At 56.3% G+C, this 26,688-nt stretch carries 29 protein-coding genes; 12 read left to right on the forward strand and 17 right to left on the reverse strand.

Annotated elements, in window-relative coordinates:
* Positions 1 to 110: 110 nt before the first annotated feature.
* Positions 111 to 512, forward strand: coding sequence for a Cd(II)/Pb(II)-responsive transcriptional regulator (gene cadR, locus BMZ63_RS09575; protein WP_008173755.1), 402 nt, complete (start codon positions 111 to 113; stop codon positions 510 to 512).
* A 46-nt stretch (positions 513 to 558) separates the two neighbouring features.
* Here the strand turns inward: cadR and BMZ63_RS09580 are convergent, their stop codons facing one another.
* From BMZ63_RS09580 to merR, 6 genes are all read right to left on the reverse strand, one after another.
* Positions 559 to 1,053, reverse strand: a complete 495-nt coding sequence (locus BMZ63_RS09580) for a TlpA family protein disulfide reductase (protein WP_227663643.1) — start codon at positions 1,051 to 1,053, stop codon at positions 559 to 561.
* Positions 1,054 to 1,190: 137 nt separating this feature from the next.
* Entirely contained in the window at positions 1,191 to 1,886 is a 696-nt protein-coding gene (locus tag BMZ63_RS09585) for an SCO family protein (RefSeq protein WP_091704918.1), read from the reverse strand.
* Positions 1,887 to 1,935: 49 nt separating this feature from the next.
* Complete coding sequence (locus BMZ63_RS09590; protein ID WP_091704921.1) at positions 1,936 to 2,526, reverse strand: protein-disulfide reductase DsbD domain-containing protein; 591 nt, start codon at positions 2,524 to 2,526, stop codon at positions 1,936 to 1,938.
* 16 nt (positions 2,527 to 2,542) lie between these two features.
* On the reverse strand, positions 2,543 to 3,733 hold the full coding sequence (locus BMZ63_RS09595; RefSeq protein WP_091704924.1) for a protein-disulfide reductase DsbD family protein: 1,191 nt from the start codon (positions 3,731 to 3,733) through the stop codon (positions 2,543 to 2,545).
* Positions 3,733 to 4,551 (reverse strand): thiol:disulfide interchange protein DsbG, encoded by an 819-nt coding sequence (gene dsbG, locus BMZ63_RS09600; RefSeq protein WP_011784888.1) that lies wholly within the window; start codon positions 4,549 to 4,551, stop codon positions 3,733 to 3,735. The genes BMZ63_RS09595 and dsbG overlap by 1 nt, the downstream gene beginning before the upstream one ends.
* Positions 4,552 to 5,244: 693 nt before the next feature.
* Positions 5,245 to 5,685 carry a mercury resistance transcriptional regulator MerR gene (gene merR / locus BMZ63_RS09605; RefSeq protein WP_011784886.1) on the reverse strand — a complete coding sequence of 147 codons (441 nt, stop codon included), beginning with the start codon at positions 5,683 to 5,685 and terminating at the stop codon, positions 5,245 to 5,247.
* 73 nt (positions 5,686 to 5,758) lie between these two features.
* On the opposite strand from merR, the gene merT reads away from it, so the two are divergent.
* The 3 genes from merT (at position 5,759) to merA (ending at position 7,913) form a co-directional block, all read left to right on the forward strand.
* Positions 5,759 to 6,109 (forward strand): mercuric ion transporter MerT, encoded by a 351-nt coding sequence (gene merT, locus BMZ63_RS09610; protein WP_011784885.1) that lies wholly within the window; start codon positions 5,759 to 5,761, stop codon positions 6,107 to 6,109.
* 14 nt (positions 6,110 to 6,123) lie between these two features.
* A complete protein-coding gene (gene merP / locus BMZ63_RS09615; protein WP_011784884.1) occupies positions 6,124 to 6,420 on the forward strand; it encodes a mercury resistance system periplasmic binding protein MerP in 297 nt (98 codons plus the stop codon).
* 86 nt (positions 6,421 to 6,506) lie between these two features.
* Positions 6,507 to 7,913, forward strand: coding sequence for a mercury(II) reductase (gene merA, locus BMZ63_RS09620; RefSeq protein WP_091704926.1), 1,407 nt, complete (start codon positions 6,507 to 6,509; stop codon positions 7,911 to 7,913).
* A gap of 33 nt (positions 7,914 to 7,946) precedes the next feature.
* On the opposite strand, the gene BMZ63_RS09625 is transcribed toward merA, so the two are convergent.
* From BMZ63_RS09625 to BMZ63_RS09640, 4 genes are all read right to left on the reverse strand, one after another.
* The gene (locus BMZ63_RS09625; protein WP_091704929.1) at positions 7,947 to 8,696 is read right to left on the reverse strand and encodes a TVP38/TMEM64 family protein; all 750 of its coding nucleotides are present in this window, start codon (positions 8,694 to 8,696) and stop codon (positions 7,947 to 7,949) included.
* A complete protein-coding gene (locus BMZ63_RS09630) occupies positions 8,674 to 8,859 on the reverse strand; it encodes a hypothetical protein (RefSeq protein ID WP_091704931.1) in 186 nt (61 codons plus the stop codon). The genes BMZ63_RS09625 and BMZ63_RS09630 overlap by 23 nt, the downstream gene beginning before the upstream one ends.
* Before the next feature lie 31 nt (positions 8,860 to 8,890).
* Positions 8,891 to 10,753: a copper-translocating P-type ATPase gene (locus tag BMZ63_RS09635; RefSeq protein ID WP_425319893.1), complete on the reverse strand. Its 1,863-nt coding sequence runs from the start codon at positions 10,751 to 10,753 to the stop codon at positions 8,891 to 8,893.
* Between the two features lie 602 nt (positions 10,754 to 11,355).
* On the reverse strand, positions 11,356 to 11,823 hold the full coding sequence (locus BMZ63_RS09640; protein WP_091705348.1) for a hypothetical protein: 468 nt from the start codon (positions 11,821 to 11,823) through the stop codon (positions 11,356 to 11,358).
* 172 nt (positions 11,824 to 11,995) lie between these two features.
* Here BMZ63_RS09640 and BMZ63_RS09645 point away from each other — a divergent pair, with 172 nt between their 5' ends.
* The 4 genes from BMZ63_RS09645 to BMZ63_RS09660 all read left to right on the forward strand — a co-directional run bounded on the left by BMZ63_RS09645 (position 11,996) and on the right by BMZ63_RS09660 (position 14,193).
* Positions 11,996 to 12,892, forward strand: a complete 897-nt coding sequence (locus tag BMZ63_RS09645; RefSeq protein ID WP_014420764.1) for a cation efflux transmembrane domain-containing protein — start codon at positions 11,996 to 11,998, stop codon at positions 12,890 to 12,892.
* Positions 12,893 to 12,956: 64 nt separating this feature from the next.
* On the forward strand, positions 12,957 to 13,313 hold the full coding sequence (locus tag BMZ63_RS09650; RefSeq protein WP_014420763.1) for a DUF3703 domain-containing protein: 357 nt from the start codon (positions 12,957 to 12,959) through the stop codon (positions 13,311 to 13,313).
* A gap of 232 nt (positions 13,314 to 13,545) precedes the next feature.
* Positions 13,546 to 13,959, forward strand: a complete 414-nt coding sequence (gene arfB, locus BMZ63_RS09655) for an alternative ribosome rescue aminoacyl-tRNA hydrolase ArfB (protein ID WP_091704934.1) — start codon at positions 13,546 to 13,548, stop codon at positions 13,957 to 13,959.
* 96 nt (positions 13,960 to 14,055) lie between these two features.
* Positions 14,056 to 14,193 carry an entericidin A/B family lipoprotein gene (locus tag BMZ63_RS09660; RefSeq protein ID WP_091704936.1) on the forward strand — a complete coding sequence of 46 codons (138 nt, stop codon included), beginning with the start codon at positions 14,056 to 14,058 and terminating at the stop codon, positions 14,191 to 14,193.
* 17 nt (positions 14,194 to 14,210) lie between these two features.
* Here the strand turns inward: BMZ63_RS09660 and BMZ63_RS09665 are convergent, their stop codons facing one another.
* Positions 14,211 to 14,849 carry an SDR family oxidoreductase gene (locus BMZ63_RS09665; RefSeq protein WP_091704939.1) on the reverse strand — a complete coding sequence of 213 codons (639 nt, stop codon included), beginning with the start codon at positions 14,847 to 14,849 and terminating at the stop codon, positions 14,211 to 14,213.
* Positions 14,850 to 14,958: 109 nt separating this feature from the next.
* Here BMZ63_RS09665 and ltaE point away from each other — a divergent pair, with 109 nt between their 5' ends.
* Positions 14,959 to 15,972, forward strand: a complete 1,014-nt coding sequence (gene ltaE, locus BMZ63_RS09670; RefSeq protein WP_091704942.1) for a low-specificity L-threonine aldolase — start codon at positions 14,959 to 14,961, stop codon at positions 15,970 to 15,972.
* A 107-nt stretch (positions 15,973 to 16,079) separates the two neighbouring features.
* Positions 16,080 to 16,727, forward strand: coding sequence for an HPP family protein (locus tag BMZ63_RS09675; protein WP_091704944.1), 648 nt, complete (start codon positions 16,080 to 16,082; stop codon positions 16,725 to 16,727).
* Here the strand turns inward: BMZ63_RS09675 and BMZ63_RS09680 are convergent.
* The 5 genes from BMZ63_RS09680 to BMZ63_RS09700 all read right to left on the reverse strand — a co-directional run bounded on the left by BMZ63_RS09680 (position 16,724) and on the right by BMZ63_RS09700 (position 23,080).
* On the reverse strand, positions 16,724 to 17,407 hold the full coding sequence (locus BMZ63_RS09680; RefSeq protein ID WP_342351336.1) for a glutathione S-transferase family protein: 684 nt from the start codon (positions 17,405 to 17,407) through the stop codon (positions 16,724 to 16,726). The two genes, BMZ63_RS09675 and BMZ63_RS09680, sit on opposite strands and share 4 nt — an antisense overlap.
* On the reverse strand, positions 17,334 to 17,807 hold the full coding sequence (locus BMZ63_RS09685) for a sll1863 family stress response protein (RefSeq protein ID WP_143072208.1): 474 nt from the start codon (positions 17,805 to 17,807) through the stop codon (positions 17,334 to 17,336). Before BMZ63_RS09685 ends, BMZ63_RS09680 begins: the two co-directional genes overlap by 74 nt.
* 189 nt (positions 17,808 to 17,996) lie before the next feature.
* Positions 17,997 to 21,464, reverse strand: coding sequence for a class I SAM-dependent DNA methyltransferase (locus BMZ63_RS09690; RefSeq protein ID WP_091704952.1), 3,468 nt, complete (start codon positions 21,462 to 21,464; stop codon positions 17,997 to 17,999).
* Between the two features lie 48 nt (positions 21,465 to 21,512).
* On the reverse strand, positions 21,513 to 22,514 hold the full coding sequence (locus BMZ63_RS09695) for a hypothetical protein (RefSeq protein ID WP_091704955.1): 1,002 nt from the start codon (positions 22,512 to 22,514) through the stop codon (positions 21,513 to 21,515).
* 47 nt (positions 22,515 to 22,561) lie between these two features.
* Positions 22,562 to 23,080 (reverse strand): DUF4823 domain-containing protein, encoded by a 519-nt coding sequence (locus BMZ63_RS09700; RefSeq protein WP_091704958.1) that lies wholly within the window; start codon positions 23,078 to 23,080, stop codon positions 22,562 to 22,564.
* Positions 23,081 to 23,348: 268 nt separating this feature from the next.
* Here BMZ63_RS09700 and BMZ63_RS09705 point away from each other — a divergent pair, with 268 nt between their 5' ends.
* Positions 23,349 to 24,116, forward strand: coding sequence for an SDR family oxidoreductase (locus BMZ63_RS09705; RefSeq protein WP_091704962.1), 768 nt, complete (start codon positions 23,349 to 23,351; stop codon positions 24,114 to 24,116).
* A gap of 86 nt (positions 24,117 to 24,202) precedes the next feature.
* Positions 24,203 to 24,808 carry a DUF938 domain-containing protein gene (locus BMZ63_RS09710; protein ID WP_091704965.1) on the forward strand — a complete coding sequence of 202 codons (606 nt, stop codon included), beginning with the start codon at positions 24,203 to 24,205 and terminating at the stop codon, positions 24,806 to 24,808.
* A 12-nt stretch (positions 24,809 to 24,820) separates the two neighbouring features.
* On the opposite strand, the gene radD is transcribed toward BMZ63_RS09710, so the two are convergent.
* The gene (gene radD / locus BMZ63_RS09715; RefSeq protein ID WP_091704967.1) at positions 24,821 to 26,590 is read right to left on the reverse strand and encodes a DNA repair helicase RadD; all 1,770 of its coding nucleotides are present in this window, start codon (positions 26,588 to 26,590) and stop codon (positions 24,821 to 24,823) included.
* Between the last annotated feature and the right edge of the window lie 98 nt (positions 26,591 to 26,688).

Raw genomic sequence — 26,688 nt, forward strand, 5'->3', positions numbered from 1 at the left:
AGGATTTACTCATGATACGGCTCCACTTGAGTATTGTCGGATTATGATTTAAAACCATATAGCCACTATAAGGTCAATAGAGCAGATACCATTTGTTGAGGAGACACCCGATGCGCATTGGTCAGTTGGCGCGGTCCGTAGGGGTTGACACCCAGACCATCCGTTTCTATGAGCGAGAGGGCTTGTTACCACCGCCGGATCGTCAGGACAACGGCTACCGTATTTACACCGAACGGCATGTTGAGCGACTGGCCTTCATCCGGCGCTGCAGAATACTTGAGCTGTCACTCGCTGAAATTCACGAGTTACAGCGTTATCAGGGCGCGCCCCATCAGCCTTGCAGGGCCATCAACACCTTGCTTGATGATCACATCGCTCAAGTACGGTCTCAGATAACCGATCTGCAGGTACTGGAGAAACAACTTGTGTCGCTGCGAGCGAGTTGTAACGATGATCGGGAAATTGAGGCCTGCGGGGTTCTCGAAGGGCTCAGCGAAGGAAGCATGCAGTAGTAGCTTGAAGCATTACGCACCTGCCTTTTCAATTGCGTAAATCCAGTCAGTCCGGAACCCCTTCAATGGTGCGGGTCATCAAATCCACCATGGCCGGGCTGTCCCATTCCGCGGCACCGACCAGGCGGCCAATTTCGCGACCGTCGTGATCAATCAGCAGCGTTGTAGGAACACCTGCTATGCCCAGTGTTGAGGTCGCCAGTGTCGACGGATCAATATACTGGCGAAGATGTTGGATGCCTGTTTTCCGGTAGAATTTCTCAACAACACTGATGCCTGCGTGGTCAACGGACAGCGCGACCACTTCAAATTGCTCGCCGCCCAGTTGAGCCTGAAGTGAGTCCAGCGTCGGCATTTCCTCACGGCAAGGCAGGCACCAGGTCGCCCAGATATTGAGCAATATCGCCTTACCCTTAGAGTCAGCCAGTGTCAGCGGCCTGCCGTCTTCGTCCTCAAAAGCCAGCTCGGGCAGAGTGCGAGGGGACTCCCAGATCAGGAACCCCTGGGGCCCCACGGACTTCGGAACCTTCCCTGCAGCCATAACTGGAGCGGCTATGGAAATAGCAAGCGCGAAAAGGACTACGGCGATTCCCCGGGCGGCAGATATGCGCTGGTGACTCATTAGACATTTCTCCTGATTACAGTGGTCGGTTTGCTGCCGGCATGGTGCCCCACGCGTTACTCGCTCTGTAGCAACGCTTCAATGCGCCCGTGCAGCCGGCCCCAGAACCCATCACCGGCTGCCGCGTTGGGGCCTTTGGCAATGGCCGTCAGGTAGGTCACCAGGTGTTCAGGCTTGAATTTCAATCCATGGAACCGGGCCCGCATCTGCCCTTCCGGGTCAATCACGTGGGTTACCACACCATGGACCTGTACACCCTCACCCGTATCCCTGAACTGAACGCCGTAGGCTTTAGCAAGTTCTGGTGTCAGTTCAGGTGGTTCCATCCTGGCTCGGTAGAGGAATTGCCAGTTGCGGGGATTCAGATCGAAATTCTCGCCGTAGGCACGCATGTTTCTCCGGGTGCCTGCAACATCTTCCCGGTCCGTGGCAATGGTGATGAACACCACCTCTTCACTCAGCCCTTCTTCTTCAACCCCGGTTTGCAACTGCCGGATCAGGTTCATATGCAAAGGGCAGGCCTCGGTACAGCGCGTGTAGAGAAAGTTAAGCACAACGGTTTTGCCGTTTAAGTCGGCAAGGGCAAGGGTATTGCCATCAACGCCTGTAAGATCAAATTCAGGGGCCGGCTGATCCACAAACTGGGCATACCGCTCTTTCTCGTTCAACGAGGCCTCCACATCTTCCATGGAATGGGCCATGGCATTGGTGCTGACCTGGGCAACCATGGCAATCAGCAATTCTGAATACACTGTTCACAGTCATTCTCCATTTGAGTTGTTTTCCGAAGGGAGTCCCGGTTTATTGTGGCTTGATATCGTCCAGATTCAGCGCAACGGGCAGGTCAGCTGGTGCCAGGCAAACGCCCTCGTCACTGCAGGCCTGTACCCGTACCGTCATGTCTAGCTTGCCTGCCTCTTTCAGCGCGGCGGTCTGTTTTTCGTCTGGCAGCAGCCGGATACTCGCACCGTCGTCGTACACCTCCAGGGCGGTGTCACCCAGTGTGATGTCACTGACCCTGCCGCGGGGGTACTGGGTCGGGATGTCAAGCGACTGACCGTTGACCGAAGAACTGGCGACGGTGGGAATCAGGAACTCCAAGGAGGCCGGGTTGGCGTTCACGTGCCAGCCCGATTCAATGTCCAGTGTCAGAATAATTTCACCGGTCTCCCCTATCAGGGCTTTGCCGCCTTCCGCAAGATTGAGGCGGACCTTATCGGAAGAATCTGCCAACCCCGTGCGGGCAACTGGTGCCTGGGGGTCGGAATTGGCTCGTTCGGTCTGGGCCGAGCCAGGAGCGTTTCCGGAATTGGTACCGATCAACGTGAACGCCGCGATCGCGATCAGAAAAACCGCTACGCCGGTCAGCAATACTTTGGTTCGGGTTGTCATGGTTCATCTCCAGTAGCTAGCGTTGTGAGTTCTCGGTGCGGTTGATCGCCTCGACCAGGCTGTCGGTATCAAATAGCCCAGTGAAACGGGCGACAACGGTGCCGTCAGCGTCAAAAATCGCCGCAAAAGGTAAAGCCTGCCCTCCCGTTGCGGTTAACAATGCGTCTTTTTCGGGATCGCTTGCTGTCACATCAACCTGAATCGGCACCATGCCGGCCCGCGCTACGGCTTCAGCCACAGCGGGCTCTTTATACACGGTGCGCTCCAGGACCTTGCAGTTGATGCACCAATCGGCAGTGAACTCCAGCAAATACGGTGTGTCCCGGGCTTTTGTGTCCGCCAGGAGTTCTGCGGAGTAGGGCTGCCAGACAAGTTCGTCTTCGCCGCTGCCCAACGGAGATGCGAATACCACTGTCACCGCAAGGGCAAGGCCTGTCGCCGTTGCAGTGATCACGCGAACGGCACCGCTCCCCTGAACGAAACGACGGAGACCCCAGACCAGCACCAGCGCCAGCCAGGCCCACCACAGCCAGGGGTATACCGCTTTGGGCACCAGGCTCGCGCTGAAAAAGACGGCGGCGGCCAGCAATATCAGCGCGAGCACTTCACGAATGGCCAGGGTCCAGGGGCCCGCCTTGGGCAACCGGCTCAGCCACTCGGGCCTGAGCATCAGTACCGCGTAGGGCAACGACAGCCCCAGCCCGATACTGCCGAATATCCCCATGATGACCGGTGTCGGCTGGGTAACGGCAAAGGCCAGAACGCCACCGAGGAATGGTCCTGCGCAGGGCGCGGCCAGAATCGCACTCAACAGCCCGGATACATAGGCTTCAAAGTAACGCCGGCCATGCGCCGAGGCGGCGAATGTCGGGACGGGGATGGGCAGATCGAGCCAGGTAATCACCGCAAACCCGACCATTAACGCAACCAGGACGGCCACGAATAGCGTTGACTGGAACAACGTGCCCCAGTTCCACTGCAGCAGTGCGGTCAGGCCGCCCAGCGTCAGGAAAAAGGTGAGTGTTCCGGCCGTGAATGCCAACGCGGCCAGCACCCGATGGGACCTCTGGCCGCCCGCCTCCCGCAGGATGGTCCGGACCTTGATGGGAATCGCGGGCAGAACACAGGGCGTCAGGTTGAGCAGTAGACCTGCCATAACCGCCATCATGATCTGGCCGGCAATGAGTAATGAGGGCAGCTGATCCATTACTCAGTGACTCCCAGCATCCTGCCGAGCGCTTCCTGGCTGGGCACACCAGTCTGGCCCCGCCATTGTCCGCTCGTGTCCTTGAACAGCAGCCCTGGCGTCCCGCTGAAACCCGCCTCGGCCATCCACTGACCGTGTTGTTCGAGGGCCTGTTGAAGGTCGGCCGGGATCGGAGTGAGTTCAGAAATGCCGCGGCCGTCACCGCTTTTTCCGAAGTTTTCCTCAAACACCTGGAGCGCCGCGGCTCGATCCTCTGCGTTCATGATTGCTGCAGAAAGCCCCAGGCTGGACGGTTTGAGAAACCCGACCATGACCCAGTGCAACCTGACTTTCCCCTCCGCAACCCAATCCCTGGTTTGCTGCCAGAATTTGTGGCAAAAAATGCAGTTGGGATCCGCGAAGATATAGACCTCAGGGGCATCTTTACCGCCCTCGCTCACCAGATGGGGGTCCCGGGAGAGCTGCTCGGCAACCGACGCATACGTCGGCTTCGGTATATAACGAGCGGAATATTCGCTGGTCAGATCGTTGCCATCACTCTCCAGAAGTGCGCCGGAAAAAGTGAGGTCACCGAGACCATAGAGGATTCCGGTTTTCCCGTCGCCGGTCTTTACAACATAGCCGGTCACGCCCTCGGCTGGCGTGGAGAAGCGTTCAGTCACCGTAAAACCGATTCTCTCCTGCAGTGCCTTGATTCCCGGGTCCATTGGTGGTGACGCCGAGGCCAAGGCAGCGAATAAACTCAAAAAAAGTGCCATCGAAAGCTTATGGCAGAGCACGGTCATGCCGCGCACCGGGTATTCCAGATAGAATGACATCACAGATACGTTCCCGTTTTCATGTATTCATCAGTCGATAAAATCACCAGCAAAGCTGCCTACGTGATGGTCTACCGCGCAAGGCCAAACGACAGGCACTCGAAGCGAAAGCCTCTGGTAATCAAAGGTTCAGGAGACTGTTGATTACTTGGGAGGAAAGGGGTCTGGGCCAGAAAGTACACGGCCGGAATGAGAAGAATAGCCTTTCGGGCAGGGGGAAGATAACAGCACTACCGAGTCTCTAATTGCAGATTTCCCGACATGGGACGTTGAACACGGGCTACTGCAGCTGCCCTCGGCATTGAGCCCGGCGCAGTCATGCATCACCTGGGTGTCTGGCAACATGACACAAGCCTCGGCCATGGGTTCCGCTTCAAAAGAGGTCGCGGCAACTCCCTGTGCAACGGGGAGAAGAGCCACGAGCAGTAGTACTGCCAGTCCCATAAGCCGTGTGGTCATCGCACTGATATCCTGATTACAGAACAGCTAAAACATCTTCCGCGTGGGAAGATAGTCGCCCACTTTAACCTACATTGGCGGAAGTGCAAACAGACACGCTCCATCACCGTATCCGCCAATTCGGCTACCAGAGTAAGATGTTGGCGGCGCACATAAGTTCCTCAGAAGCTTGGGTGTGGGGACTATCCGGGGATAAAACATCCGCTCTCCCTCGAGCCCTCAGTCGAGTGAAAATCATGTTCTTTCACGTTGATCGTTCCCCCCCACTGCCCCCTCATGCAATGATGCAATCAATGGGCAGGTAATATTGTACGGATGGGCATGGCACTGCTCAACCATCTCGCCCAGTACCTTCTCGATTCTCCCCAGTTGGTCGATTTTCTCACGCACGTCCCGCAACTTGTGCTCGGCCAGAGCGCTGGCCTCCTGGCAGTGAGCGCCATCTTCAAGTTGTAGCAGGTCACTGATTTCGACAAGACTGAAGCCCAGCTGCTGAGCCGTTTTCACGAACATTAACCGCTCGATATCAGCTGGACCATAGCGCCTAATACCACCTGGAGGACGTTCCGGCTCCGGTACTAGACGTCGCCGCTGGTAATAGCGGATTGTCTCGACATGGACGTTGGCAGCCTTAGCCAGGCCACCGATGGTCAATGAATTCGCTTTATCCGGCATACCCCTTGACTCCGTAGCTGACTACGGAAGTAATCTTATCTCATCGAATGAAACCATGAAAGGTGTCAGCGTTATGCCGAATTCCAAATCGGGGCGTGTCCCCTTGGCTGCGGGAGGTATTGCGGGCCTTTTGGCTTCGGCCTGCTGTCTCGGACCGCTGGTACTTGTCGCGCTGGGTGTCTCCGGTGCCTGGATGGGCAACCTCACGGCTCTTGAACCTTACCGCCCGATTTTCATCGGCGTTGCATTGGTGGCCATGTTCTTCGCCTGGCGTCGAATCTTCCGGCCAGTGGAACAGTGTCAACCCGGTGAAGTGTGTGCCGTACCACGGGTGCGAACGACTTATAAGGTGATCTTTTGGGCAGTAACGGCACTGATACTGGTCGCCCTGTTGTTTCCCTATGCTCTTCCTCTGTTTTATTGAAAGGAGATTGTCCCATGAAAATGCGCTTTGCCATGACGTTGCTTTTCGCCCTGCTCAGCATGCCCTCGTGGGCCGCCATGCAGACAGTGACGCTTTCAGTTCCGGGGATGACCTGTTCCGCATGCCCCATTACCATCAAGCTGGCCTTGAACAAGGTGGACGGTGTTTCACAAGTCGACGTGAGCTATCCGGATCGAGAAGCCGTGATTACCTTTGACGACACACGAACATCGGTGGAAGCCTTAACCCAGGCAACGGGCGATGTCGGCTATCCCTCCACCCTGAAATCCCTGGAAACGGACAGTAAGTGAGTTGTGATAAAGGACTCCAAGCGCCCTCTGTTACACGCGACTCGGCGCCTGCCGTGACAATGCCCCAGTAATTCAAGGAACTCGGAATGAATAGTGACAAAAACCTGCATATCGCTGTGATTGGTAGCGGCGGCGCAGCCATGGCGGCTGCCCTGAAGGCCGCGGAGCGCGGCGCCCGCATCACCCTGATCGAGCGCGGCATTATTGGTGGTACCTGCGTGAATACCGGCTGCGTGCCGTCGAAAATCATGAGTCGTGCCGCGCATATCGCGCATCTGCGCACGGAGAGCCCATTTGACGGGGGCGTCAGCGCCCAGATACCGAAGGTGGACCGGGCGAACCTGCTTCAGCAACAGCAGACGCGTGTCGAGGAACTGCGCGACGCCAAGTACGAAGGGATTCTGCGCGACCAGACGGCAATCACGGTCCTGAACGGTGAAGCCCGGTTTGTCGATGCCAATAACCTGGTGGTCCAGTTGAACGAGGGCGGCGAGCAGAACGTCCATTTCGATCGCGCCTTTATTGGCACTGGCGCCCGTCCCGCAGAGCCGTCGATACCGGGGCTGGCTGAGACGCCTTATCTCACCTCCACCAGTGCGCTGGCATTAATTACTGTGCCTGAACGGCTGATCGTTATCGGCGCCGGTTTTGTTGCCCTGGAATTGGCCCAGGCGTTCGCCCGGCTGGATAGCAAGGTCACCGTGTTGGCCCGCAGCCACCTGCTATCCGGTGAAGAACCCGCCGTCGGTGAGGCCATAGAGGCGGCGTTCAGGCGCGAGGGCATCGAGGTGCTCAAGCAGACCCAGGCCAGCCGTGTGGACTATACCGACAATGAATTCGTTATCGAGACCAATGCCGGTACCTTACGAACTGATCAACTGCTGGTGGCGACCGGCCGGATACCCAATACCGAAAACCTGAACCTGGCGGGCATCGGTGTGGAAACCTCCCGTGGCGCGATTCAGGTAGATGGGCAACTGCAAACCACGGTCCCCGGTGTCTATGCCGCCGGTGACTGCACCGATCAGCCGCAGTTTGTCTACGTCGCCGCTGCCGGGGGCAGCCGGGCTGCGGTCAACATGACGGGAGGCGAGGCCACCCTGGATCTCAGCGCCATGCCGGGGGTGATGTTTACCGATCCTCAGGTCGCCACAGTTGGCCTGACAGAGGCCGAAGCGCTCAAGCAGGGCTACAATGTGGACACCCGTCTGCTGGATCTGGAAAACGTGCCGCGAGCGCTGGTGAATTTCAACACCCATGGCTTTATTAAGATGGTGGCCGAGCGCGATTCGGGACGCTTGCTGGGGGTGCAGGCGGTAGCCGGGGAAGCCGGTGAACTGATCCAGACGGCAGTCATTGCACTTCGGTCACGGATGACCGTGCAGGACATCGGTGATGAACTGTTTCCTTATCTGACCATGGTGGAAGGCCTCAAGCTCTGCGCGCAAACCTTCACCAAAGACGTGAAACAGCTGTCCTGCTGTGCGGGATGAGTATTTGCCAAGGCGCCTTCAACCCAACCTCTATCATGCAAGTTCGGACGCTTTCTGGTGCCTTAGGCGAGCCATGAGCAGCTTGGCAACAATCGGTAACAGGGTAATGCCACTGACCAGAATCAGAAGCACCGTCACCACCCCGGACTCAGAGGCCATGAGCAAGCCACCAAACGCAGTGATCAGATAGGCTGTCGGAATAACACCGGCCAGCGTTGCGACCACGAAGCGCCAGAACGCGAGTGGTGTCAGGCCCGCTGCATAGCTGACCCCATCGAAGGAGATAAAAGGCACCAACCTTGATGTAAAAATGACAAGCATCAATGCGCCCTGAGAGCGTTCCTTGCCAAGCCAATTCAATACCGGACGTAGTCGCTTCCAGCGATGGATAACGTCGTACCCCAAGGATCGAGCAATGGCGAAAGCGATCAGTGCGCCGGCTTCAGCACCGATAACCACGATGACTGTTCCCCATAGCGATCCATAGACTGCACCGGCAACCATGGCGATCGGGGCGCTGGGGATCGGGCTCAGGACAATGGCCGTGATCATCAGGCCAATGATACCCACCGGCCCCCAATACCCCAGTTGGTCAATCCATTCCGACAAGGCCGCCTTGTTGGTCACGGTGGTCAATGCTCCGGTCTCCAGCATGACCCAATAGATCGCAGCCAGTGCAGCCAGCAAGAGCATAACCCCGACTATTTTTGCTTTTGCGTTCGGTCTAACTCCCATACTTGCCATGGGTACCCGATGAAATTCATGCTTCAGGGTGGTAGTCATAATCTCCTCTGGCGTTCTTACTCGCGCGTCCAGAATCGTCCCTGTTTTTCGAAAGCAGGTACTTGCCGAGGGCTGCGACGCCAAGTACCAGGGCGACGATGAGCAAAAGGGATATCAACCCCATTCCCGCCATTCCAAACATGCATGCCTCATTTGTCATCATGTCAATCTCCTGATTCTGTGTGCCAGGCCTCTTACGAGACGCTGGCCTGTGCGGCTCCGCTTTCGCTGATATTGCTAGCCGCAGAGTCTCCGCTATTGGATTTGAACCGGCCCAGCCGGAGGGAATTGGTCACCACAAATACACTGGAAAGGCTCATAGCACCCGCAGCCAGCATGGGATTGAGCAGGTAACCGGTAAACGGGAATAGAACACCTGCGGCCACGGGGATCAGTGCCAGATTGTATCCGTAGGCCCAGACAAAATTGCCGAGGATCGTTTTGCGGGTGCGCTGGGAGAGCGCTGCGGCATCCACGATGCCTCGGAGGTCGCCGCGCATCAGAACCACGTCGCCGGCCTCAATGGCAATGTCGGTACCGGTGCCGATGGCGATACCCACATCGGCTTGCGCCAGGGCCGGTGCGTCATTGATACCGTCACCCACAAAAGCAACCCGGGCACCTTCTTCCTGCAGGCGCTTCACTTCGGCCGCTTTCTGGTCCGGCAATACCTCCGCAAGCACCCGTTCGATGCCGGCTTGCAGCGCAATAGCTTCGGCCGTGGCGCGATTATCACCGGTGAGCATGGCTACACTCAGCCCTGAAGCCTTGAGCGCGGCAATCGCTTCCATCGAGCCGTCCTTGAGAGGATCGGCCACGGCAATCAGTGCGGCGAGGCGGCCATCGACGGCAACATACAGCGGGGATTTGGCTTTTTCAGCGAGAGACACGGCACTGTCGGCGACGCTGGCCAGGTCGATACCGAGGCGGCGCATATAACGGTCCGCGCCCACATTGACCCGGCGTCCGGCCACCTGTGCCTGAATGCCATAGCCCGGCTCCGCCTGGAATTCACTGGTCGCGGGCAACGTGAGCCCGCGATCCCTTGCACCTTTGACGATGGCTTCCCCGATCGGATGTTCACTTTCGGTCTCCACAGCCGCAACCCAGGCCAGGACTTCATCCTCGCGGCCTTCCACCAGAATGAAATCCGTCAGCTCAGGCTGGCCCCGGGTCAGGGTGCCGGTCTTGTCGAGGACGATGGTGTCCATCCGAGACAATGTCTCCAGAGCCGCTCCCTTGCGGAACAGCACCCCCATTTCGGCGCCCTTACCGGTTCCGACCATAATGGCTGTTGGCGTAGCCAGTCCCATCGCGCAGGGACAAGCAATCAGCAGTACGCTGACCGTCGTGACGAAGGCAAAGGACAGGGCCGGCTCGGGCCCGAAGCTGAACCAGGTGATGAACGTCAGAATCGCGAGCACAATCACAATGGGAACGAAAATTCCCGCTATCTTGTCGGCCAGCGCCTGAATCGGGGGTTTATCAGCCTGGGCCGATTCCACCATTCTGATGATCTGTGCCAGAACGGTGTCCGCACCGACCCTCGTAGCCCGGAACGTCAGGGAACCGTTCTTATTAATGGTTCCACCCACCAGCTCGGCGTCTTTCTGTTTGGCCACGGGAACGGGCTCGCCGCTGATCATGGACTCGTCCACGTAGGATTGGCCTTCCTCCACCACGCCATCAACAGGAACCCGCTCTCCCGGGCGCACCTGGATACGGTCACCAGGTACCACGGCTTCGATGGGCACTTCGACGGCTTCCCCATCCCGAATGACACGGGCGGTCTTGGCCTGCAATTGCAGAAGTTTTTTGATTGCCTCCGACGTCCGGCCTTTGGCGACGTGCTCAAAGTAGCGTCCCAGCAGAATGAGCGTCACGATTACTGCCGCTACCTCGAAATAGCTTTCGGCGGTACCGGCGGGAAAGAATCCTGGAACCAGCAGTGCTGCTACCGAGTAGAAATAGGCAGCGCTGGTGCCAATCATGACCAAACTGTTCATGCCGGGGTTGGCATGGCGTAATTCGGTGTACCCGGACCGGAAAAACCTCAATCCGGCATAAAACTGTGGGATCGTAAAAAAATTGGTAACTAAAAGTCGCTGTAGGACACGTATTTTCGCCTTAACATCGACGTGACGAAAAATAAAGTTGGTAACTTTGAAGTTGATTCGAGTAGCAGGGCTGGCATTTCATGATAATAAAGTCGGCAACTACTAAAACCTGGCTGGCACCACGATTTCCCATGGTTTTAGTACTCCAGTAACATGTAACATTTTCTCAAGTGCCTGTTTTTACGAGAAATCAATAAAGTGACACTTTTTGGTGTTTTCCGAGTAATTTTGAGCTCATTGTAACCTTTCAAGATTCAGGAATCGCGTTGAATGTTGCGGGAACGGCAGGAGGTTGCCAGACAACTTATAGGTGGCTGTTCATACTCGGCAGGGGGAAAATTCTACGAGAGCTTAAACGCGTTCGTAAGGGTCGCAAAGCGAACATTCGAAGTGGTGCCCAGAGCGCCATCTTCCAGCCGTAAAAGGCCAGGGATTTCGTTGAGACCGAAACCCAGCTACTGCGCCGTTTTCACAAACTTCAGCCTATCAAACTCGCCAGTTACTACGCGTCTGTTAAGTAAAAGTATTTGAAGGCTTCTCGATCACTCTACCTTTAGATTTTGCTGGTATTGCAGCATTTGCTCCATCATCAGCTGCATTTGATCCATGCGCTCCTGCATCATCTGAATTTGTTGCTCGTTAGACAGACTACCACCATTCTTTGATTTACCGCCGCCGTTCATCATGTGCTGACCTCCCATCATGCCGTTTTGTCCACGCATCATGCCGGGGCCCATCATACCGTGATGCATAAAACCCATTTGCTCTTGCATCGCCTCCCTGTGTTCTCGCATCAATCGTTGCCGTTCTTGCGGTGAAGCTTCATCAGGAATGCGTTGCATCAGCTGGTTCATGTGAGACCAGTTCTGGTGCATCTGTTGCATTTGCTCCTGATCCATCATCATGCCAGGACCATGCCCTTGCCATGAGCCTTGATCACCATGCGCTAGCACGAATACAGGAAAAACCAACAACGCAGCGGTTGCTGTAAGTCCTTTAAATGAAATCATAAAGTTTACCCTCGAAATAAAATTAGACGTCCACATCATCGCACTTATCATTGTAGATCTTTATCCAGACAAACGCCGATTTTGACGACTACTAGTGTAGATTAGTTATTGACCCTGTAGTGGCTACAGGGTTTTAAATTGCATCATTTGTACGAAAACCGGAGCCGAGAAAATGAGCAAACCCTGCAATGGGCAGTGTGGTAGTGAAGACTCTGTCGTAGATGACAAGTTTCAGGGACGCGCCACCGCCGAAACAGGTAGCCAGCTAAGCACCTACAAAATACCAAAAATGGATTGTCCCTCGGAAGAGCGAATGATTCGAATGGCACTGACTGGCGTTGAAAACATTCAGTCGCTGTCATTCGATTTATCGGGTCGTACATTGGAAATTATCCACCATGGAGAAACCGGTCCTATTACCAGCAAACTGGAAAACCTGGGCCTGGGTGCTTCCTTGCAGCGGACAGAAGACGCCAGCGCTGAATCCGTCAGAGCGGCTGAATCTTCTAAGGCCAACGAAAGCGAAGAATCCGGCACTTTATGGATACTGCTGGCAATCAACGGCCTGATGTTTCTGGTCGAGATGACGATGGGCCTGATCGCCCAGTCCGCTGGCCTGATTGCAGACTCGCTAGACATGCTTGCCGATGCCGCCGTCTACGGTCTCGCACTTTACGCCGTTGGGCACGGCATCAAAATGCAGGTCAGAGCGGCCCATGTGGCAGGCATCCTCCAGCTTATCCTTGCCGCTGGGGTATTGGTTGAAGTTAGCAGACGTTTTCTGTTCGGCAGTGATCCTCAGTCGTTAATGATGATGGCCGTCGCCTCTGTTGCTCTCATTGCGAATATCAGTTGCCTGCTCCTGATCGCAAAACACCGTGAAGGCGGTGCTCACATGAAAGCCAGCTGGATATTTTCAGCCAACGACGTGGTCATCAACCTGGGGGTAATACTTGCGGGGCTGCTCGTTGCCTGGACCGGGTCCAACTACCCAGATCTGATTATTGGCGGAATTGTCGGTGGCATCGTCTTGATGGGTGCCAAACGCATACTGGCACTGAAAGGCTGAACCTTTCGGGGGCAGGCGGTCGATTATCGGCTTGCCGTTGCCAATCTACGGGGAGTAAACATCAATGCACAGTGAACTGAAGCCATCCTATATTGCGGAGCTTGAGGCGACAGGCAGGGCGGAAGGCGCAGGCGATTTCCAGACAGCCTTCACCCATCTGGAACGTGCCCATATCCTCAGCCAGAAATATGCTCTGGCGCACGCTGCAACCCACTTACGGATGCTCAGACTGGGTTGGCGAACAAGAGACGTTCGTGAGGTGCTGGGGCAGTTGACCCGAACCATTGCCGCCCTGGTCTTTTCCCGAATTTGGGTTCCGGTCGGAAACACCGGTCGTGCAAACGTCAGCGCGTTTGCACCCATGCCGGTGCCCGAGGATTTGGCAGTGGTGCTTTCGGAGGCGGAGGGAAGGCGTGACTAGAATGTTCGCTTTTGTTTAAGAGCGAGAGCCACGACTAGAGGTCATGTCACCACAATCTGGCCGAGCCAGCCAAAACGCGATGTTAAGAACAATCGGTTTACCGGGAAATCGGACTCAGTTACTCACAAAAACTGTGGATAACTTTGTTAGCATGGACAGGATAGGTGCCCTGAAGGGCCAGAAACACCGGCCCTGCGCAAACTGAAGGGAAATTGACCAATGGATAACCCCCATGCTGAAAATCTCCAATGCGGTTGAAATTGCCGACTGGGAACTAGAGCTTAGCCAGATCCGCGCCCAGGGTGCCGGCGGGCAGAATGTGAACAAGGTTGCCACCGCCGTGCACTTGCGATTCGACATTCTGCATTCGTCGCTGCCGCCGTTCTACAAGGAACGGTTAATGGCACTTTCGGACCAGCGCATCAGCAAAGACGGCATTATTGTCATCAAGGCTCAATCGTTCCGCACACTGGAGCAGAACAAGGACGATGCCCTGCAACGGCTGAAAGCCCTGATCCAGGAGGCGGTCAAACCGCAAAAGGCTCGCCGCCCGACCAAACCCTCCAGGTCCGCCAGGCGAAAACGCGTGGACAAGAAAACCAAACACGGGAAAACCAAGGCGTTACGGGGCAAAGTCCAGCTCTAAGGGGCTGAACGCAAATTCATCTCATCGGGCTTGTGCAAACCATCAAACCCTGCTTGAATTCAAGCTCGCAAAAATTGCCGAACCCAGGAGATAAGCATGACCGTCACCCTTAGAACTGTACTTCTGGCCCTCGTGCTGGGCACCGCACTGGCTGGCTGTAACACCATGGAAGGCTTGGGAAAAGACATGAAGCAGGCCGGCGAGGCCATCGAGCGCAAAGCCGACCGTGATTAATAACCCTGGCCAGCCCCCTACAGGCTGGCTACGGCTTCGGCCACAGACGTTTCACCGGAGATAACATCAAACACCAGCCTGTGGGTGTTGTCCGCATCCAGCACGGCCAGAAGTACTTTGGCAACATCTTCCCGGGGAATGTCCCCCAGTTCTGACGACGTGGCAGAAACCGCCACCCTGCCAGTGCCCTCTTCGTTGGTCAGCCTGCCCGGGCGCACGATGGTGTAATCCAGCCCACTAGCTTTCAGATAATCGTCCGCCTTGCGCTTGGCCCACAGATAATGCTGAAGTTTCTCCGGGCCTTCATCCGGGTTCTCGGCACGCAGGGCGCTGACCATGATGAACCGCTTGATACCCATGGCTTTTGCCGTATCAATCAGGCGAATGGCGCCGTCCTGGTCCACATCAATGGTCTTGTCCGGGCCGGTATGCGGGCCGGAGCCAGCGGTAAACACCACCGCATCACAACCACGCATGGCTTCGCTGCAATCGTGCTCCAGATCACCCACCACCGTTTCAGTGGCACCGAGTTTTTGCAGGTCCGGCCCCTGGTCCGGGTGGCGGATCAGGGCGCGCGCTTCGTGATCACTGTCTGCCATTTCCTGCAGCAGGTGTTGGCCAATTTGCCCGTTGGCGCCGGCAATAAACACATGCATGTGCGGATCTCCTGATTCATCCATCGTATGAGTTATTCTTTATAGCTGAGTCCCGGGCAGGCACAATTCAAGTTCTTTGATGACAACCCGTTACTTGCGAGGCGCGAGCATGATCGATTTCCGCAGCGACACCGTCACCCGTCCCACCCGGGCCATGCGCGAAGCCATGGCCAATGCCGAAGTGGGCGACGATGTTTACGGAGACGACCCCACCGTCAATCGCCTGCAGAGCTACGCAGCCGAGCGCCTGGGCTTTGAAGCCGCCCTGTTCACCGCCAGCGGCACCCAGGCCAACCTGCTGGCCATCATGGCCCATTGTGGCCGGGGAGATGAATACCTGTGCGGGCAAAACGCCCATAACTACCGCTATGAAGGCGGCGGTGCCGCCGTACTGGGCAGTGTGCAGCCACAGCCGATTGAAAACGAGCCCGATGGCAGCATCAGCCTGGACAAGGCCCGCGCCGCCATCAAACCGGCCGATGCGCACTTTGCCATCACGCGCCTGCTGTCGCTGGAAAACACCATCGGCGGCCGGGTACTGTCTCTGGACTACCAGCAACAGGCCCGCCAATTCTGCGACAACCACGGGCTCCTGTTGCACCTGGATGGCGCCCGGGTGTTCAATGCCGCAGTGGAAACCGGCTGCGACATAACCGACATCACACGGTATTACGATTCCGTCAGCGTCTGTTTGTCGAAAGGACTGGGTGCGCCGGTGGGCTCCTTGCTGCTGGGCTCCGGAGCCTTTATCGAACGGGCCAGACGGCTGCGCAAAATGGTCGGTGGCGGCATGCGCCAGGCCGGCGTACTCGCCGCTGCCGGGCAGATCGCCCTGGAGCAGGGACCACTGCGCCTGCAGGACGACCACGCCAATGCGCAGTACCTCGCCAGGGGGCTGGCCAGCATCCCCGAACTGGAGGTGGACCCCGACAGCCCTCAAACCAATATGGTTCACGCCCGCTGCCGCCGGGACAAAACCGGAGAGCTGAGCGATTATCTGGCGCGCGAGGGCATCCTGATCAAAGCGGCCAATCCCATCCGGTTTGTTACCCACCTGGACATCAATCAACGGGACATCGACACTCTGCTGAAGGCCATCAAAACGTTTTACCAGCACCGGTAACCGGACCATGGCGGGTCAATAAGCCTTATCGAAATTCCCGTTTTGATATCCAGCAAATACCGCTTTACCCTGTTGCGCTTTTGCAAGCACCACACGCACGGGACAACATGGGTCAGAGAAACGAGAAACTGCGCTGGCAGCTGGTCAGTGGCGTATTGCAGGCACTGCACCTGGAACGGCTAACCGACAAATACCCGCACAGCGTGGTGATGGCTGTGTTCAATCTGGTAAACAGCGGCATTTCCATTGCACTGGTGGCCGTTGTGGCACTGATTACCCAGGAAGCGTTTATTTTCCCCTCCCTGGGCGCCACGGCCTTTATCCTGTTCTACGTGCCCCTGAGCCAACCGGCGTCCCCGCGCAACGCCCTGTGTGGCCATTTTATCGGGGCCACCATGGGCCTTGTCGGCCTTTACCTGTTCGGCCTGCAGGATGCCCCCTCGGCCATGGCCAACGGCGTGGACCTGGCCCGGGTAGGTGCTGTGGCGGTCGCCATGGGGCTGACCGGCAGCCTGATGGTGGGCCTGAACCTGGCTCACCCGCCAGCCGGCGCCACCGCCCTCATTGTTGCCCTGGGGCTTATGCCCAACCCCGCACAATTGCCGGTTCTGATGGCCGGTGTGCTAATGCTGCTGGTTCACGCCTTCATCATGAACCGACTGGCCGGCATTCCCTACCCGTTCTGGCGGGCCGGAACCGCAAAACCGGCCAAAGTGGCGAGAGCAAATGCTCAGGGGCAGCCCGAAGCCCGTTAAGGCGCCGGGAATGACGTTTCTTTCATGCTCGCGCGTTCGGCAAAAACCGCCAGCCATTCAGCCAGACGCGGACACTGCTGGTGCCAGCGCACCTCCGGCAGCCTGAACTCCATGTAGCTCAGGGCAACGGCGGTCACGATCTGGCCCAGGTTGATCCCGGCTTGCATGACATCGGTTTCCACCAGCCCCTCAAGCTGCTCCAGGCAGCGACTCAGGGCATTGTGCCTGCGCTGCCCCAGCACCGTACTGTCACTATCCGGCCCCAGGTGCTTACGGCTGATCACCGTGGTAAAAGCCGCATCCGTCAGCCCCTGGCCCAGACCTGCCAGCGCCAGAACATTCGCCTGATCCGGCGTCGGAACCAGGCTTCCCACAGCCGAACGACCGTCCAGATAAAGCGCAATCAGCAAGGACTCTGAAATTGCCTCGCCCGCCTCCGTGACCAGTACCGGGATTTTCCCGTTCGGATTGACCGCCAGCAGCTCCGCGTCATCCGCCCAGGGGTCTACCCATTTGAGGCTCACTTTCGCCCCCAACTGCTTTTCAAGCGCGCAAACGCGAGCAACCCTAGCGTACGGGGAGGTTTTGTTGAGATACAGTTTCATGTCAGTCTTCTTCGCCGGCCTCGCGCACTTTCTCTTCAGCACTCTGCCAGTCTTCGGAGAGCGTATCGAAAGCATCGTTGAAACCGTCCTTCATGGACTCCCAGGTAAAATCGGCGCTGTCCTGCATACGCTGGTACCACTCATCAACCCGCGAGCGCTCCCGGCGCAACGATGCCAGTGCTGTCTGCGCCTGGGCCCGGGTTAACTTGTCGGCCTTGCTCCAGCCATCCTGCAGCTTGTTTTCCAGCGCGGCTATACGGCCATCGATGGCATCCAGAACATCCTCGATGTCTGTCATCAACCGTTCCCGCCGCTCGGTGGTGAAATCCTCCAGCTCCTGGTTGAGTTTCGCGACATCCTCGCGCAGGGTTTCGACAGTGGGTTCACTGTCATCCTCCGCCGCATGGACATGAACCAACGGCATCATCATGGCCAGCATCAGGGCACTGGCCTGTATACGAAGTGCAGATCGCACGGTCTGGTACCTCCTCTGAATATGAACCTATACGGTCAAGCTTACTGGAGCAGACCATACCGGAGGCCTCGGCGCATGGGAACCTTTGGTTGCCATGGCAGCGGATCATGGCGGCCTGTTTGGCTACCATTCTGGCCATGATTGGAGCTGGGCGCTGATAGCTACCCAACTGGCAGACGCTGGAAGCCTTTACACAACATGCCAAGTGTCAGAATCTGGCTCATATTCGGCAACACCAACTGCCGCCAACGATTGCAGACCTTCCTCTACAGATTTCCTAGGCTTCCGCTTAAAAAGTTCGGACAGGCTTTCCGTAGTGTGGGCTCGCTCTGCCAGCGCTTCTCGCAAAACACGCAGTTGTTCCGGAATGGTTTTTGGAAAGGCAACCTTACCCTTGCTCCCAGCAGTCTCCTGTTTGACAGCAGCCTGTTTCGGGGCAACATCTACTTCCTGCTGAACGGCATCCGGTGCCTGATATTCCGGACGCAGCCAGCGTACGATGCCTTGAGCCTCTTCCTGTGCCCGCTGTTTGTTCAACTCCACCAGACGCATCAACAATTCTTCTTCAGCCTCAGCCTGCTCCGCCGGTTTGTTCGGGAGCGGCATAGTTGCGCCGGGGCGGCCAACCAACTTATCGGCGAGGTCGGGCCAGCCGTAGGCTTCGAATACGGCTCGGTCGAGATCGTCGTGGAGCTCCTTGAGGAGCTCTACCAGACCTTGCTCGTAGGTTTCCTTTTCTTTCGGTTTATCATGGATAGGCTCACCAGCGTTCAACCTCTCGAGAACGTTATAGATGTTGGTCAGAGTGAGCAGCGGGTAGTCAGCCTGTTGCTGCTTTCGGTGAGCATCAATACGGTTAGCCAAGTGACGGATCTTGTCACCCAACTCGTCAGAAAACTCGGGAAAGGGAAAATTCAGAAAACAAGGACCATTTTGCCAGCGTGAGTCATTTCCTGCACCCATGCGTCCACCCTGAGCCAAGGCCCAACAGACATGTAGGCGACTGGATAAAACGCCGAACAACGCAGCATTATCAAACGCCAAAACCGCCAGAGAGCCATCAGCCAAAGCTTCGCCTTTATCGAGGAACGTGAAAATTCGATGCTTTGAGACTTCACTTGTGACGATGTATTTTCGCAATCCGTGCAAAGCTCTTCTCATGGCTGGGCGAGTTTCACCATACAACCAATATTTTTCGCGATGACCTTTACGTCTAACTTCGTCTCTAAATGGTTTTACATCAGATAGTATTTTCTGGAACCCGGATGGAAATGCTCTGCGCGCCGATTCAGAATCATAACCGTAAAAATCAATGCAGTAGCGTGGCGCCCGACGCCTAGTCAGGTCGCTACCGGCGACCAACCTGGGAAGAAAGTGACGGAGCTCGGGTCGTTCTGAAACCCATTTACTACGCTGCTCTGGCGAAACCAAAAAACCGTCTCCGACTAACTTGACTCCTTGGAACACCAGACCATCGTTGCTTTCGAGCTTTGCAGCTTCCACCAAAGCAGCTCCGACTCCAAGGTCAGCGAAAATTACGCCATGAGTTGCAGAGAAGGTAACCTGCCGGGCATCACCATCAGCTGTTGCCATTTCGCTTGTAACTTTAAGGCGAGAACCAGCTCCCTTTCCCGGCGATACAACTGTCATAGCAATCCGCACTGCAGCGCCATCGTTTCCATCTACCCAAGGATGATCAGGAATAGCCAGCCGGATATGTGCATCATTATCAAGGTGACGTGATGTCACGCCTCGGCTCTTGGTTTGGCCAATACTGTTAGTAGTGATAAAACCAAATCGCCTCACAGCGCCATCAGCAACAAGCTCTGCGGCTTTATGCCACCAATACATAACGAAGTCACAGGCGGGTAATTCTGAATAGACACCACGCACAGCATGTGTATAACCGTCGCCCAAGGCATCCCGCATCCGTTTCTCACCAATAAACGGCGGGTTCCCCACAATATAGTCCGCTTTCGGCCACTGGACTTTGCGCGGGTTATGGTAGCGGTACACCGTCGCGCGCCCGGTTTCATCCGGGATCAGTTCACCAGTTGTGGGACTGACTTTCATACTGATGCCATCCCAGATGGTCACCGGCTCGCCTTTTTCATTCAGTTCCGGTTCGCGGCTGTCATACTCAATCAAGGCGTCACGGCACTCAATGTTTTTGAAATCGCGCAGGATTGGCTCGGGCAAATCCAGCCAGTCATTCAGGCGGTAGTGCCACTGCAAGTAACCAATCCACAACACCAGTTCGGCAATCTGGGCAGCACGCGGGTTTATTTCCAGGCCAAGGAATTGGTGAGGATCTACCGTCAGCCCTTCACTTTCCAGAACGCCCTGCCCCTGGGTCAATTCGGAGATGAAACCCAGCACTTCGCCCTCCAGACGCTTCATATGTTCCAGCGCCACGTACAGAAAGTTCGCGCTGCCACAGGCCGGGTCCAGCACACGGGTTTCGCAGAGTTGATAGTGAAACGCCTGAACTTGCTGCAGCGCTTTGTCGGTCTTGCCCTGGCGCAACAGAGTTTCAGCAGCACCACGAATGTCTCCCCACTGTTCGCGCAAGGGTTCAATGAGTGTGGGCTTGACCAGGCGTTCGACATAAGCCCGTGGCGTGTAATGGGCGCCCAGTTTGTGGCGTTCACGGGGATCAAGCGCCCGCTCCAGCAAGGTGCCAAAGATGGCAGGTTCAACAAAGCGCCAGTCTGCTGCTGCCGCGTCGATCAGCAATTGGATTTGCTGAACGTTCAACGGAATTGGGTCAATATCTTTGAACAAGCCACCGTTAAAACGCTTGATGGTTTGCATCAACCGTTCGCTATAACCACCGGTGTTCATGGTTTCCCAGAGCGCCTTCAAGGCGTGGGGAAAAGCTTCGGGGTTACGTTCTTTGATGTCGACCAGCAAATCGTGAAAGGACGATCTTGGGAGTAACTCCACGTCTTCGGCAAACATGGTGAACAGACAGCGTTTAAGAAAGCTGGCTACACGCTCCACATCGTAACCGTTCAGCTCCAGTGACTTAGCCAACGCAGCCAGCTTGGCACTGACCTGGCGGGTAACCTTCGCAGCGTGTTTACTGGGATCCAACTGTTCAGGTTGCAGCCATAGCTGGCGCAACCGATGCTGAATCTCAGGTTTGTGCAAATCTTCCAGTCGGACCTCATAATGGCGCGGATCTGGAAAGGGGACGTAGTTACCGCCGGTTCGGGTGAACTCCGAATACAGGTAAATGGCGTTGCCAACATCCACCACCACAATAAACGGCGGCCGGCCGTGCTCCACTTCTTCTTGGGGCAATCCACGCACATAGCGTTCCGCCTGCGCCACCGCCGCATTGATCGCATTCTGGTGGCTGCGAGACGCAAGCTCTTTTCCCGTTTGTTTCCCTTCCAGAACAAAGCAATCCCGCCGGTACAAATCGATATACCGGTTATCGGTATTGCCATCAACTCGGGCAGACGCAATAAATCGCTCAAACACGTACGAATTCTGGCCAGTATCACTATGGCCGGGGTCTGGCAGCGGCAGGTCTAGCAGCGTGCACAAGTCGCGCATGAAAGATTGAAAATTCGAACGCTCACTGCCGGAATTACCCTGCCAGCGTTTGAGAAAGCTGTTTACTGCATAAGGTTGTGCGATGGCTTCCAAGCGGGGGGACTCCCTGGTGTTGTGGTGAATCTCTGTCGAATACAACTTTTAATCAATTACATGGCGAGCCCAGAAAGGGTAAATCAGGGAAACCATTTCCTGACTGTACGCATCTGCCTCAGACTTAAAATTGAAGGCAAATGCGGTCTTAATGCTCTCCTCATAGACCGCCAGACCTTGAGTTAATCGGATCAAAGAAAACTCTGGTTTTTTGACATCCCGAGCCCGTAGTTCACGCCATACTATTTCATCTTCGTCAGCAACTGCATCGGCCAGCCTATCGACCCAATCCCGCACGCGAATTTCACGGTCCGTTACAATCGCAGGTGTAACCGAAGAAGCTATGCCCATTCCGGGGCCCATGAACATCTCATCGCCCAAAGATAATGGCGGGTTAATTCCATTTCTTCGCAGGGTAGCAATCTCCGTAGCGGTCAGATTTTCTTCGCTTCCGATCAAGCCGTGCAGTTTGAACTGATCAAGGTAGTCAGGCCAACTCTGCCTAACCGTCAAAATCAGATCCTTATCTTGGAATAAATCAGCATCGTCATGGGGACGGACATCAATAAAGCCGACCGTGTCACCAGCAACAAGACAAAACAACAACCAGGACTCTCCTGAACTGCACTTTCTATCTGAAAAAAACTGGCCTTCTGGAATTGGTAGGTCGGTTATATGTAGATGCATGATGCCCCAGTCAGCCCAGAGCAAATCGGTTCGCTTTGAGTGTTTTTTGCCGCTAAAGTCGTGAAAACGGATCAATGTTTTTGATTGATACCCATTAACATCCTCACCAACTTGTATTTTTCTTTTAAGCTCGTCTAGGCCTTGAGCCACCGCTTCGGGCAGCCTTTTCGGAAATTTTGTCGACAAGAAAACAGTTCGCGGGATAGGGTCTATATAACGAAGTCTGAAATCCAACCAACGGCACAAAGGGTCAGCAAGATTACTTACCGCCTCGGTGAATTCGAGGCGGTAAGCACGAATTAATGATCGGCAAATCTCATCAAGATCCTTCTGAAATTGAGCTCTGGTTTCTGCAGAGTTCATGGAACGCGATTCCTTCTCGTAAACAATAACCGACTGGCTGCAGCTTCTTATCGATATAAACCCCGAACAAACTCATCCGCAGGCTTTGCCAACAAATCTTGCGGATGATCACCACCGAAGGTGAACCAGGAACTTTTCCCGGTAAAGGAGGAATTCGCCACCTGCCGGTTGGTAGCCGTGCTGTAAACAATAAGCTGAATCTCAATTCTGTCCGGCTTTCCCGACCACTCGGTAGCCCGGTCTTCCCAGTGAAGAATAATCGGCTCGACAAAATAACCGTACTCCTGGCTATCAATTTCTTCGAGACATTCTGCCCCTTCACAACGGTCAGTCAGGTCCACTTTCTTGGCATTCTTAGAAAATGCCGCAAGGGCAGCGTTAGCAGTCATTTGCCCCGAACGCTGGTATCGGGTATCTCCATACCAACCATCTTCCGGCACGGCTATCAAGACACCCCGGGAAGGGTCAAGCTGTTCGCTGGCTTGCTTGAGTTCCGAATGCTTATACGTTGATGCACAACCGGACAACAACACTACCAAAGCGATCGCGAATATTTTTTGAACCACAAATCACCTCAAATATACTGAAACATTCACAAAATCAGCCGAACCAACTATGGATCAACCAGAAAGAAACGGTCAGGGTAAAAGATCTGTAGGAAGGAAAGAGAAGCACAGCAATCATCAGTCCTCCCTAACATTTTGAACACGCATAGCTATGCGGGCTTCTACCTTAGCGCAAGAGCTCAGATCTGTCTTCACTTGCGCCAGCGGACAGGCGAATGAGCGCTTACTGAGTCGATAGCGACCACTTATAACTCTGGAGAGAACAAACATGACCCAGCAACCCCCAGCCATCCTGATTACCGGCGGCGCCCAGGGCATTGGCAAAGGCATTGCCAGCCATTTTCTGAACAAGGGGTGGCGCGTGGCGGTCCTTGACCGGGATGCAGAGGCTATCGAGGCCTGCCGGCAGGATCTCGGCGAACCGGACAACCTGAGCCTGATAACCGTGGATGTCTCCCGGGAGCCGGACGTGATCCGCGCCTTGGCAGAGGCGATGGAATGGGCCGTACGGCTGGACGCGCTGGTCAATAACGCGGGAATCCCAGACCCGGAAACCGGGCCAATAGAAACACTGGAGCTTTCCGAATGGCAGCGGCGAATCGATGTAAACCTGACCGGCGCCTTCCTGATGGCCAAGCACACGGTGCCGCACCTGCGCAAAAACCAGGGCAGCATCGTCAATATCGCGTCCACCCGCGCCCTGCAGTCGGAACCGAACTGCGAGGCTTACGCCGCCAGCAAAGGCGGCCTGATTGCCCTCACCCACTCCCTGGCCATCAGTCTGGGCCCGGATGTGCGAGCCAACAGCATCAGCCCGGGCTGGATCGACGTTCGTGCCTGGCAGGCCAATGCACCCGCCAACCCCGAGCCCCTGTCGGCTTCCGACCGCAACCAGCACCCCAGCGGCCGCGTGGGCACACCGGAAGATGTGGCCGCCATGGTGGCGTACCTGGTGTCACCAGAGGCGCGCTTTGTAACGGGCCAGAACTTCGTCATCGACGGCGGTATGACCCGCAAAATGATTTACGAGGATTAAGCCGCCGGCGGCACCTTGAAAGCGTTGTATCCAGGACAGACTTCGGAGAGCATGGAAACTCCCCCAATGACGGAGACGTTTGCCCAATGACCAACAACCTGCCCTTTTCCCAGGCCTGCGAAAACAACAAGGCCCCGATTCTGGCGCGGCTGCGGGAGGTCTTCGTGGCCCCCGGCAAGGTTCTGGAAATCGGCACACTCACCGGGCAACACGCGGTGCATTTCGCCAGCGCCATGCCCCACCTGCAATGGCAACCGAGCGACCATCCGGACTCGGCTCACTTGTGCCATGAACGGCTGGAACAGGCCGCGCTGCCCAACATCCTGCCCATGATTGCGCTGGACGTGGGAGCTACCAACTGGCCAGTCGATGTTTTCCAATGGGCCTTCTCCGCCAACACCGCCCACATCATGGCCTGGCCCGAAGTGGAAAAAATGTTCCATGGCATTGGCAAGCGCCTGGCAGCCGGTGGCGCGTTTTGCCTGTACGGCCCGTTCAACGAGCAGGGAACATACACCAGCGACAGCAACCGGCGATTTGACCAGAACCTGAGAGCTCAGGCCGCCCACATGGGCATCCGGGATCTGGCCGATCTCAGCGCCCTGGCGGAATCGGCGGGAATGCGGCTTGCGGAAAAACACGGCATGCCCGCCAACAACCAGCTATTGGTATTCCGGCCGAGCTCGCATTAACAGACCGAGGCTTCAGGTTTCATACGCCTTACGGTAGTTCCCCTGGTAATCAAAAATCCGCTCCTGCACCTGCCAGTAGTGCTTTTGTTTGCGGGCGATCACAAAATCCGGGGCTGACAACAGCGCCTGCATTTCCAGAACCTCGTCCGCCGTGCCGAAGGTTTTCGGGGCCTGGCTGTTGGCGAACCGGCGCCCGAACAGCCTGTTGAACACGGTACGCTGAGCGGGTTTGCTGAAATCAAACGACTCGCCGAGCTCTTCGCCATCCTCGCCGTGGTAAATTATTTTCAGCTTGCTGCCAGCCGCGTTCAGCGTGATCCCGGCACAGCGAATCACCATGGCATCTTTCAGCTTCAGAGCATCTTTTAACTGATCGTCCGGATCAATGATCGCGCCTTGGCACTGATGGCACTTGCGGGCCGCAATATCATTCTCGGCACCGCAATGGCGGCATTCCTTGAACCGGAACCGGTAATCGCACTGCTCCGGGCAGCCATTCTGCAGGGCGGGCTCCTCCCCTTCCGCTGCCCCGATCAGCCCCTGACAACGTCGCCCATAATGCTCAACCACTCGGCCATCACTGTCGGTTTTGCCCCAGAAAATATTGGCAAAGCCACAGCCCGGGCAGAACACCTGCACCGGCTCGCTGTCCGGGTTGGGTTTGGGCTCGCCCACCTCCGGGTGGTGCAGGTTCACGCTGTTGCCCGCGTAATCGATCACGAGGCAATCCCGCTTGCCCTCATCCAGCCGGAGCCCCCGGCCCACAATCTGCTGGTACAGACTGACCGACTGGGTGGGTCGGAGAATGGCGATGAAATCCACATGGGGCGCATCAAAACCGGTGGTAAGCACAGATACGTTCACCAGGTACTTCAACTGCCGCCGTTTGAAGCGGTGGATCAGCTGCGTCCGCTCCTTCGTGTCCGTGCTACCGGTGACCAGAGCGGTTTCGTGTTCCGGCAGGTAGCCGGTGATCTCCTTCGCATGGTCCACCGTGGCGGCAAAAATCATCACCCCTTTGCGCTCGGCCGCCAGCTCCACCACCTGCTCGATGATGGCCCGGGTCACCCGCTTGTGCTTGCTCAGCAGCCGGTTGACATCTTTCTCGGCGTATTCGCCGAAGCGATCACTGGGCAGTGCGGAGAAATCGTATTGCGCCACCGCCGCGTTCACCAGTTCGGGTCTGGTGAGATAGCCCCGGTTGATCATGAAACTCAGCGGCAGCTCGTAAATGCAGTGCTGGAAGGGCTTGCCTTCGTCGCCGCGCACAAAGCCCCGGTAGTGGTAACGATAGATCCAGCCCATGGCCAGGCGATAGGGAGTGGCGGTAAGCCCGAGCACCTTGAGGGAATCGTTCTGCTGACGCAGCAACTCGATGATGCGCTGATACTGGCTGGTGTCCTCTCCGCTCACCCGATGACACTCATCAATGATCACCAGCGAGTATTCGTCCTGGAACTGCTCCAGATTCGCCGATACTGACTGCACGCTGGCAAAGGTCACCTGATGCCCGCTGTCCTTGCGCTTCAACCCGGCCGAGAAGATACCGCCCGCTAACCCGTAACTCTCGTACTTGGCGTGGTTCTGCTCCACCAGCTCTTTTACGTGTGTCAGCACCAGAATCCTGCGCCGGGCAAGGCGCGCCAGCTCGGCAATGACCAGGCTTTTACCCGCGCCGGTGGGCAGCACAATGACGGCGGATTCGTCGGACTGGCGGAAGTGCCGCAACGTGGCATCAACCGCCTCCTGCTGGTAGGGGCGCAGTGTGAAGGGGGCGTTCATTTTGCCGGCTACATCGGGTTCAGGATGGAGGGAACCATACTAACAAATGCAGCCGTCTTTAGCTGAGCGAGGGAAACCGGGTTTGCTGCTGTTTTCAT

Origin of the sequence: Marinobacter persicus, from assembly GCF_900114155.1 — a bacterium.
Taxonomy (GTDB): domain Bacteria; phylum Pseudomonadota; class Gammaproteobacteria; order Pseudomonadales; family Oleiphilaceae; genus Marinobacter; species Marinobacter persicus.

Coding starts and splice junctions, on each gene's coding strand:
- cadR (WP_008173755.1), top strand. CDS start 111: ATGCGCATTGGTCAGTTGGCGCGGTCCGTAGGGGTTGACACCCAGACC.
- BMZ63_RS09580 (WP_227663643.1), bottom strand. CDS start 1,053: ATGGCTGCAGGGAAGGTTCCGAAGTCCGTGGGGCCCCAGGGGTTCCTG.
- BMZ63_RS09590 (WP_091704921.1), bottom strand. CDS start 2,526: ATGACAACCCGAACCAAAGTATTGCTGACCGGCGTAGCGGTTTTTCTG.
- BMZ63_RS09595 (WP_091704924.1), bottom strand. CDS start 3,733: ATGGATCAGCTGCCCTCATTACTCATTGCCGGCCAGATCATGATGGCG.
- dsbG (WP_011784888.1), bottom strand. CDS start 4,551: ATGTCATTCTATCTGGAATACCCGGTGCGCGGCATGACCGTGCTCTGC.
- merR (WP_011784886.1), bottom strand. CDS start 5,685: ATGCCGGATAAAGCGAATTCATTGACCATCGGTGGCCTGGCTAAGGCT.
- merT (WP_011784885.1), top strand. CDS start 5,759: ATGCCGAATTCCAAATCGGGGCGTGTCCCCTTGGCTGCGGGAGGTATT.
- merP (WP_011784884.1), top strand. CDS start 6,124: ATGAAAATGCGCTTTGCCATGACGTTGCTTTTCGCCCTGCTCAGCATG.
- merA (WP_091704926.1), top strand. CDS start 6,507: ATGAATAGTGACAAAAACCTGCATATCGCTGTGATTGGTAGCGGCGGC.
- BMZ63_RS09625 (WP_091704929.1), bottom strand. CDS start 8,696: ATGACTACCACCCTGAAGCATGAATTTCATCGGGTACCCATGGCAAGT.
- BMZ63_RS09630 (WP_091704931.1), bottom strand. CDS start 8,859: ATGATGACAAATGAGGCATGCATGTTTGGAATGGCGGGAATGGGGTTG.
- BMZ63_RS09640 (WP_091705348.1), bottom strand. CDS start 11,823: ATGATTTCATTTAAAGGACTTACAGCAACCGCTGCGTTGTTGGTTTTT.
- BMZ63_RS09645 (WP_014420764.1), top strand. CDS start 11,996: ATGAGCAAACCCTGCAATGGGCAGTGTGGTAGTGAAGACTCTGTCGTA.
- BMZ63_RS09650 (WP_014420763.1), top strand. CDS start 12,957: ATGCACAGTGAACTGAAGCCATCCTATATTGCGGAGCTTGAGGCGACA.
- arfB (WP_091704934.1), top strand. CDS start 13,546: ATGCTGAAAATCTCCAATGCGGTTGAAATTGCCGACTGGGAACTAGAG.
- BMZ63_RS09660 (WP_091704936.1), top strand. CDS start 14,056: ATGACCGTCACCCTTAGAACTGTACTTCTGGCCCTCGTGCTGGGCACC.
- BMZ63_RS09665 (WP_091704939.1), bottom strand. CDS start 14,849: ATGCATGTGTTTATTGCCGGCGCCAACGGGCAAATTGGCCAACACCTG.
- ltaE (WP_091704942.1), top strand. CDS start 14,959: ATGATCGATTTCCGCAGCGACACCGTCACCCGTCCCACCCGGGCCATG.
- BMZ63_RS09675 (WP_091704944.1), top strand. CDS start 16,080: ATGGGTCAGAGAAACGAGAAACTGCGCTGGCAGCTGGTCAGTGGCGTA.
- BMZ63_RS09680 (WP_342351336.1), bottom strand. CDS start 17,407: ATGCTTTCGATACGCTCTCCGAAGACTGGCAGAGTGCTGAAGAGAAAG.
- BMZ63_RS09695 (WP_091704955.1), bottom strand. CDS start 22,514: ATGAACTCTGCAGAAACCAGAGCTCAATTTCAGAAGGATCTTGATGAG.
- BMZ63_RS09705 (WP_091704962.1), top strand. CDS start 23,349: ATGACCCAGCAACCCCCAGCCATCCTGATTACCGGCGGCGCCCAGGGC.
- BMZ63_RS09710 (WP_091704965.1), top strand. CDS start 24,203: ATGACCAACAACCTGCCCTTTTCCCAGGCCTGCGAAAACAACAAGGCC.
- radD (WP_091704967.1), bottom strand. CDS start 26,590: ATGAACGCCCCCTTCACACTGCGCCCCTACCAGCAGGAGGCGGTTGAT.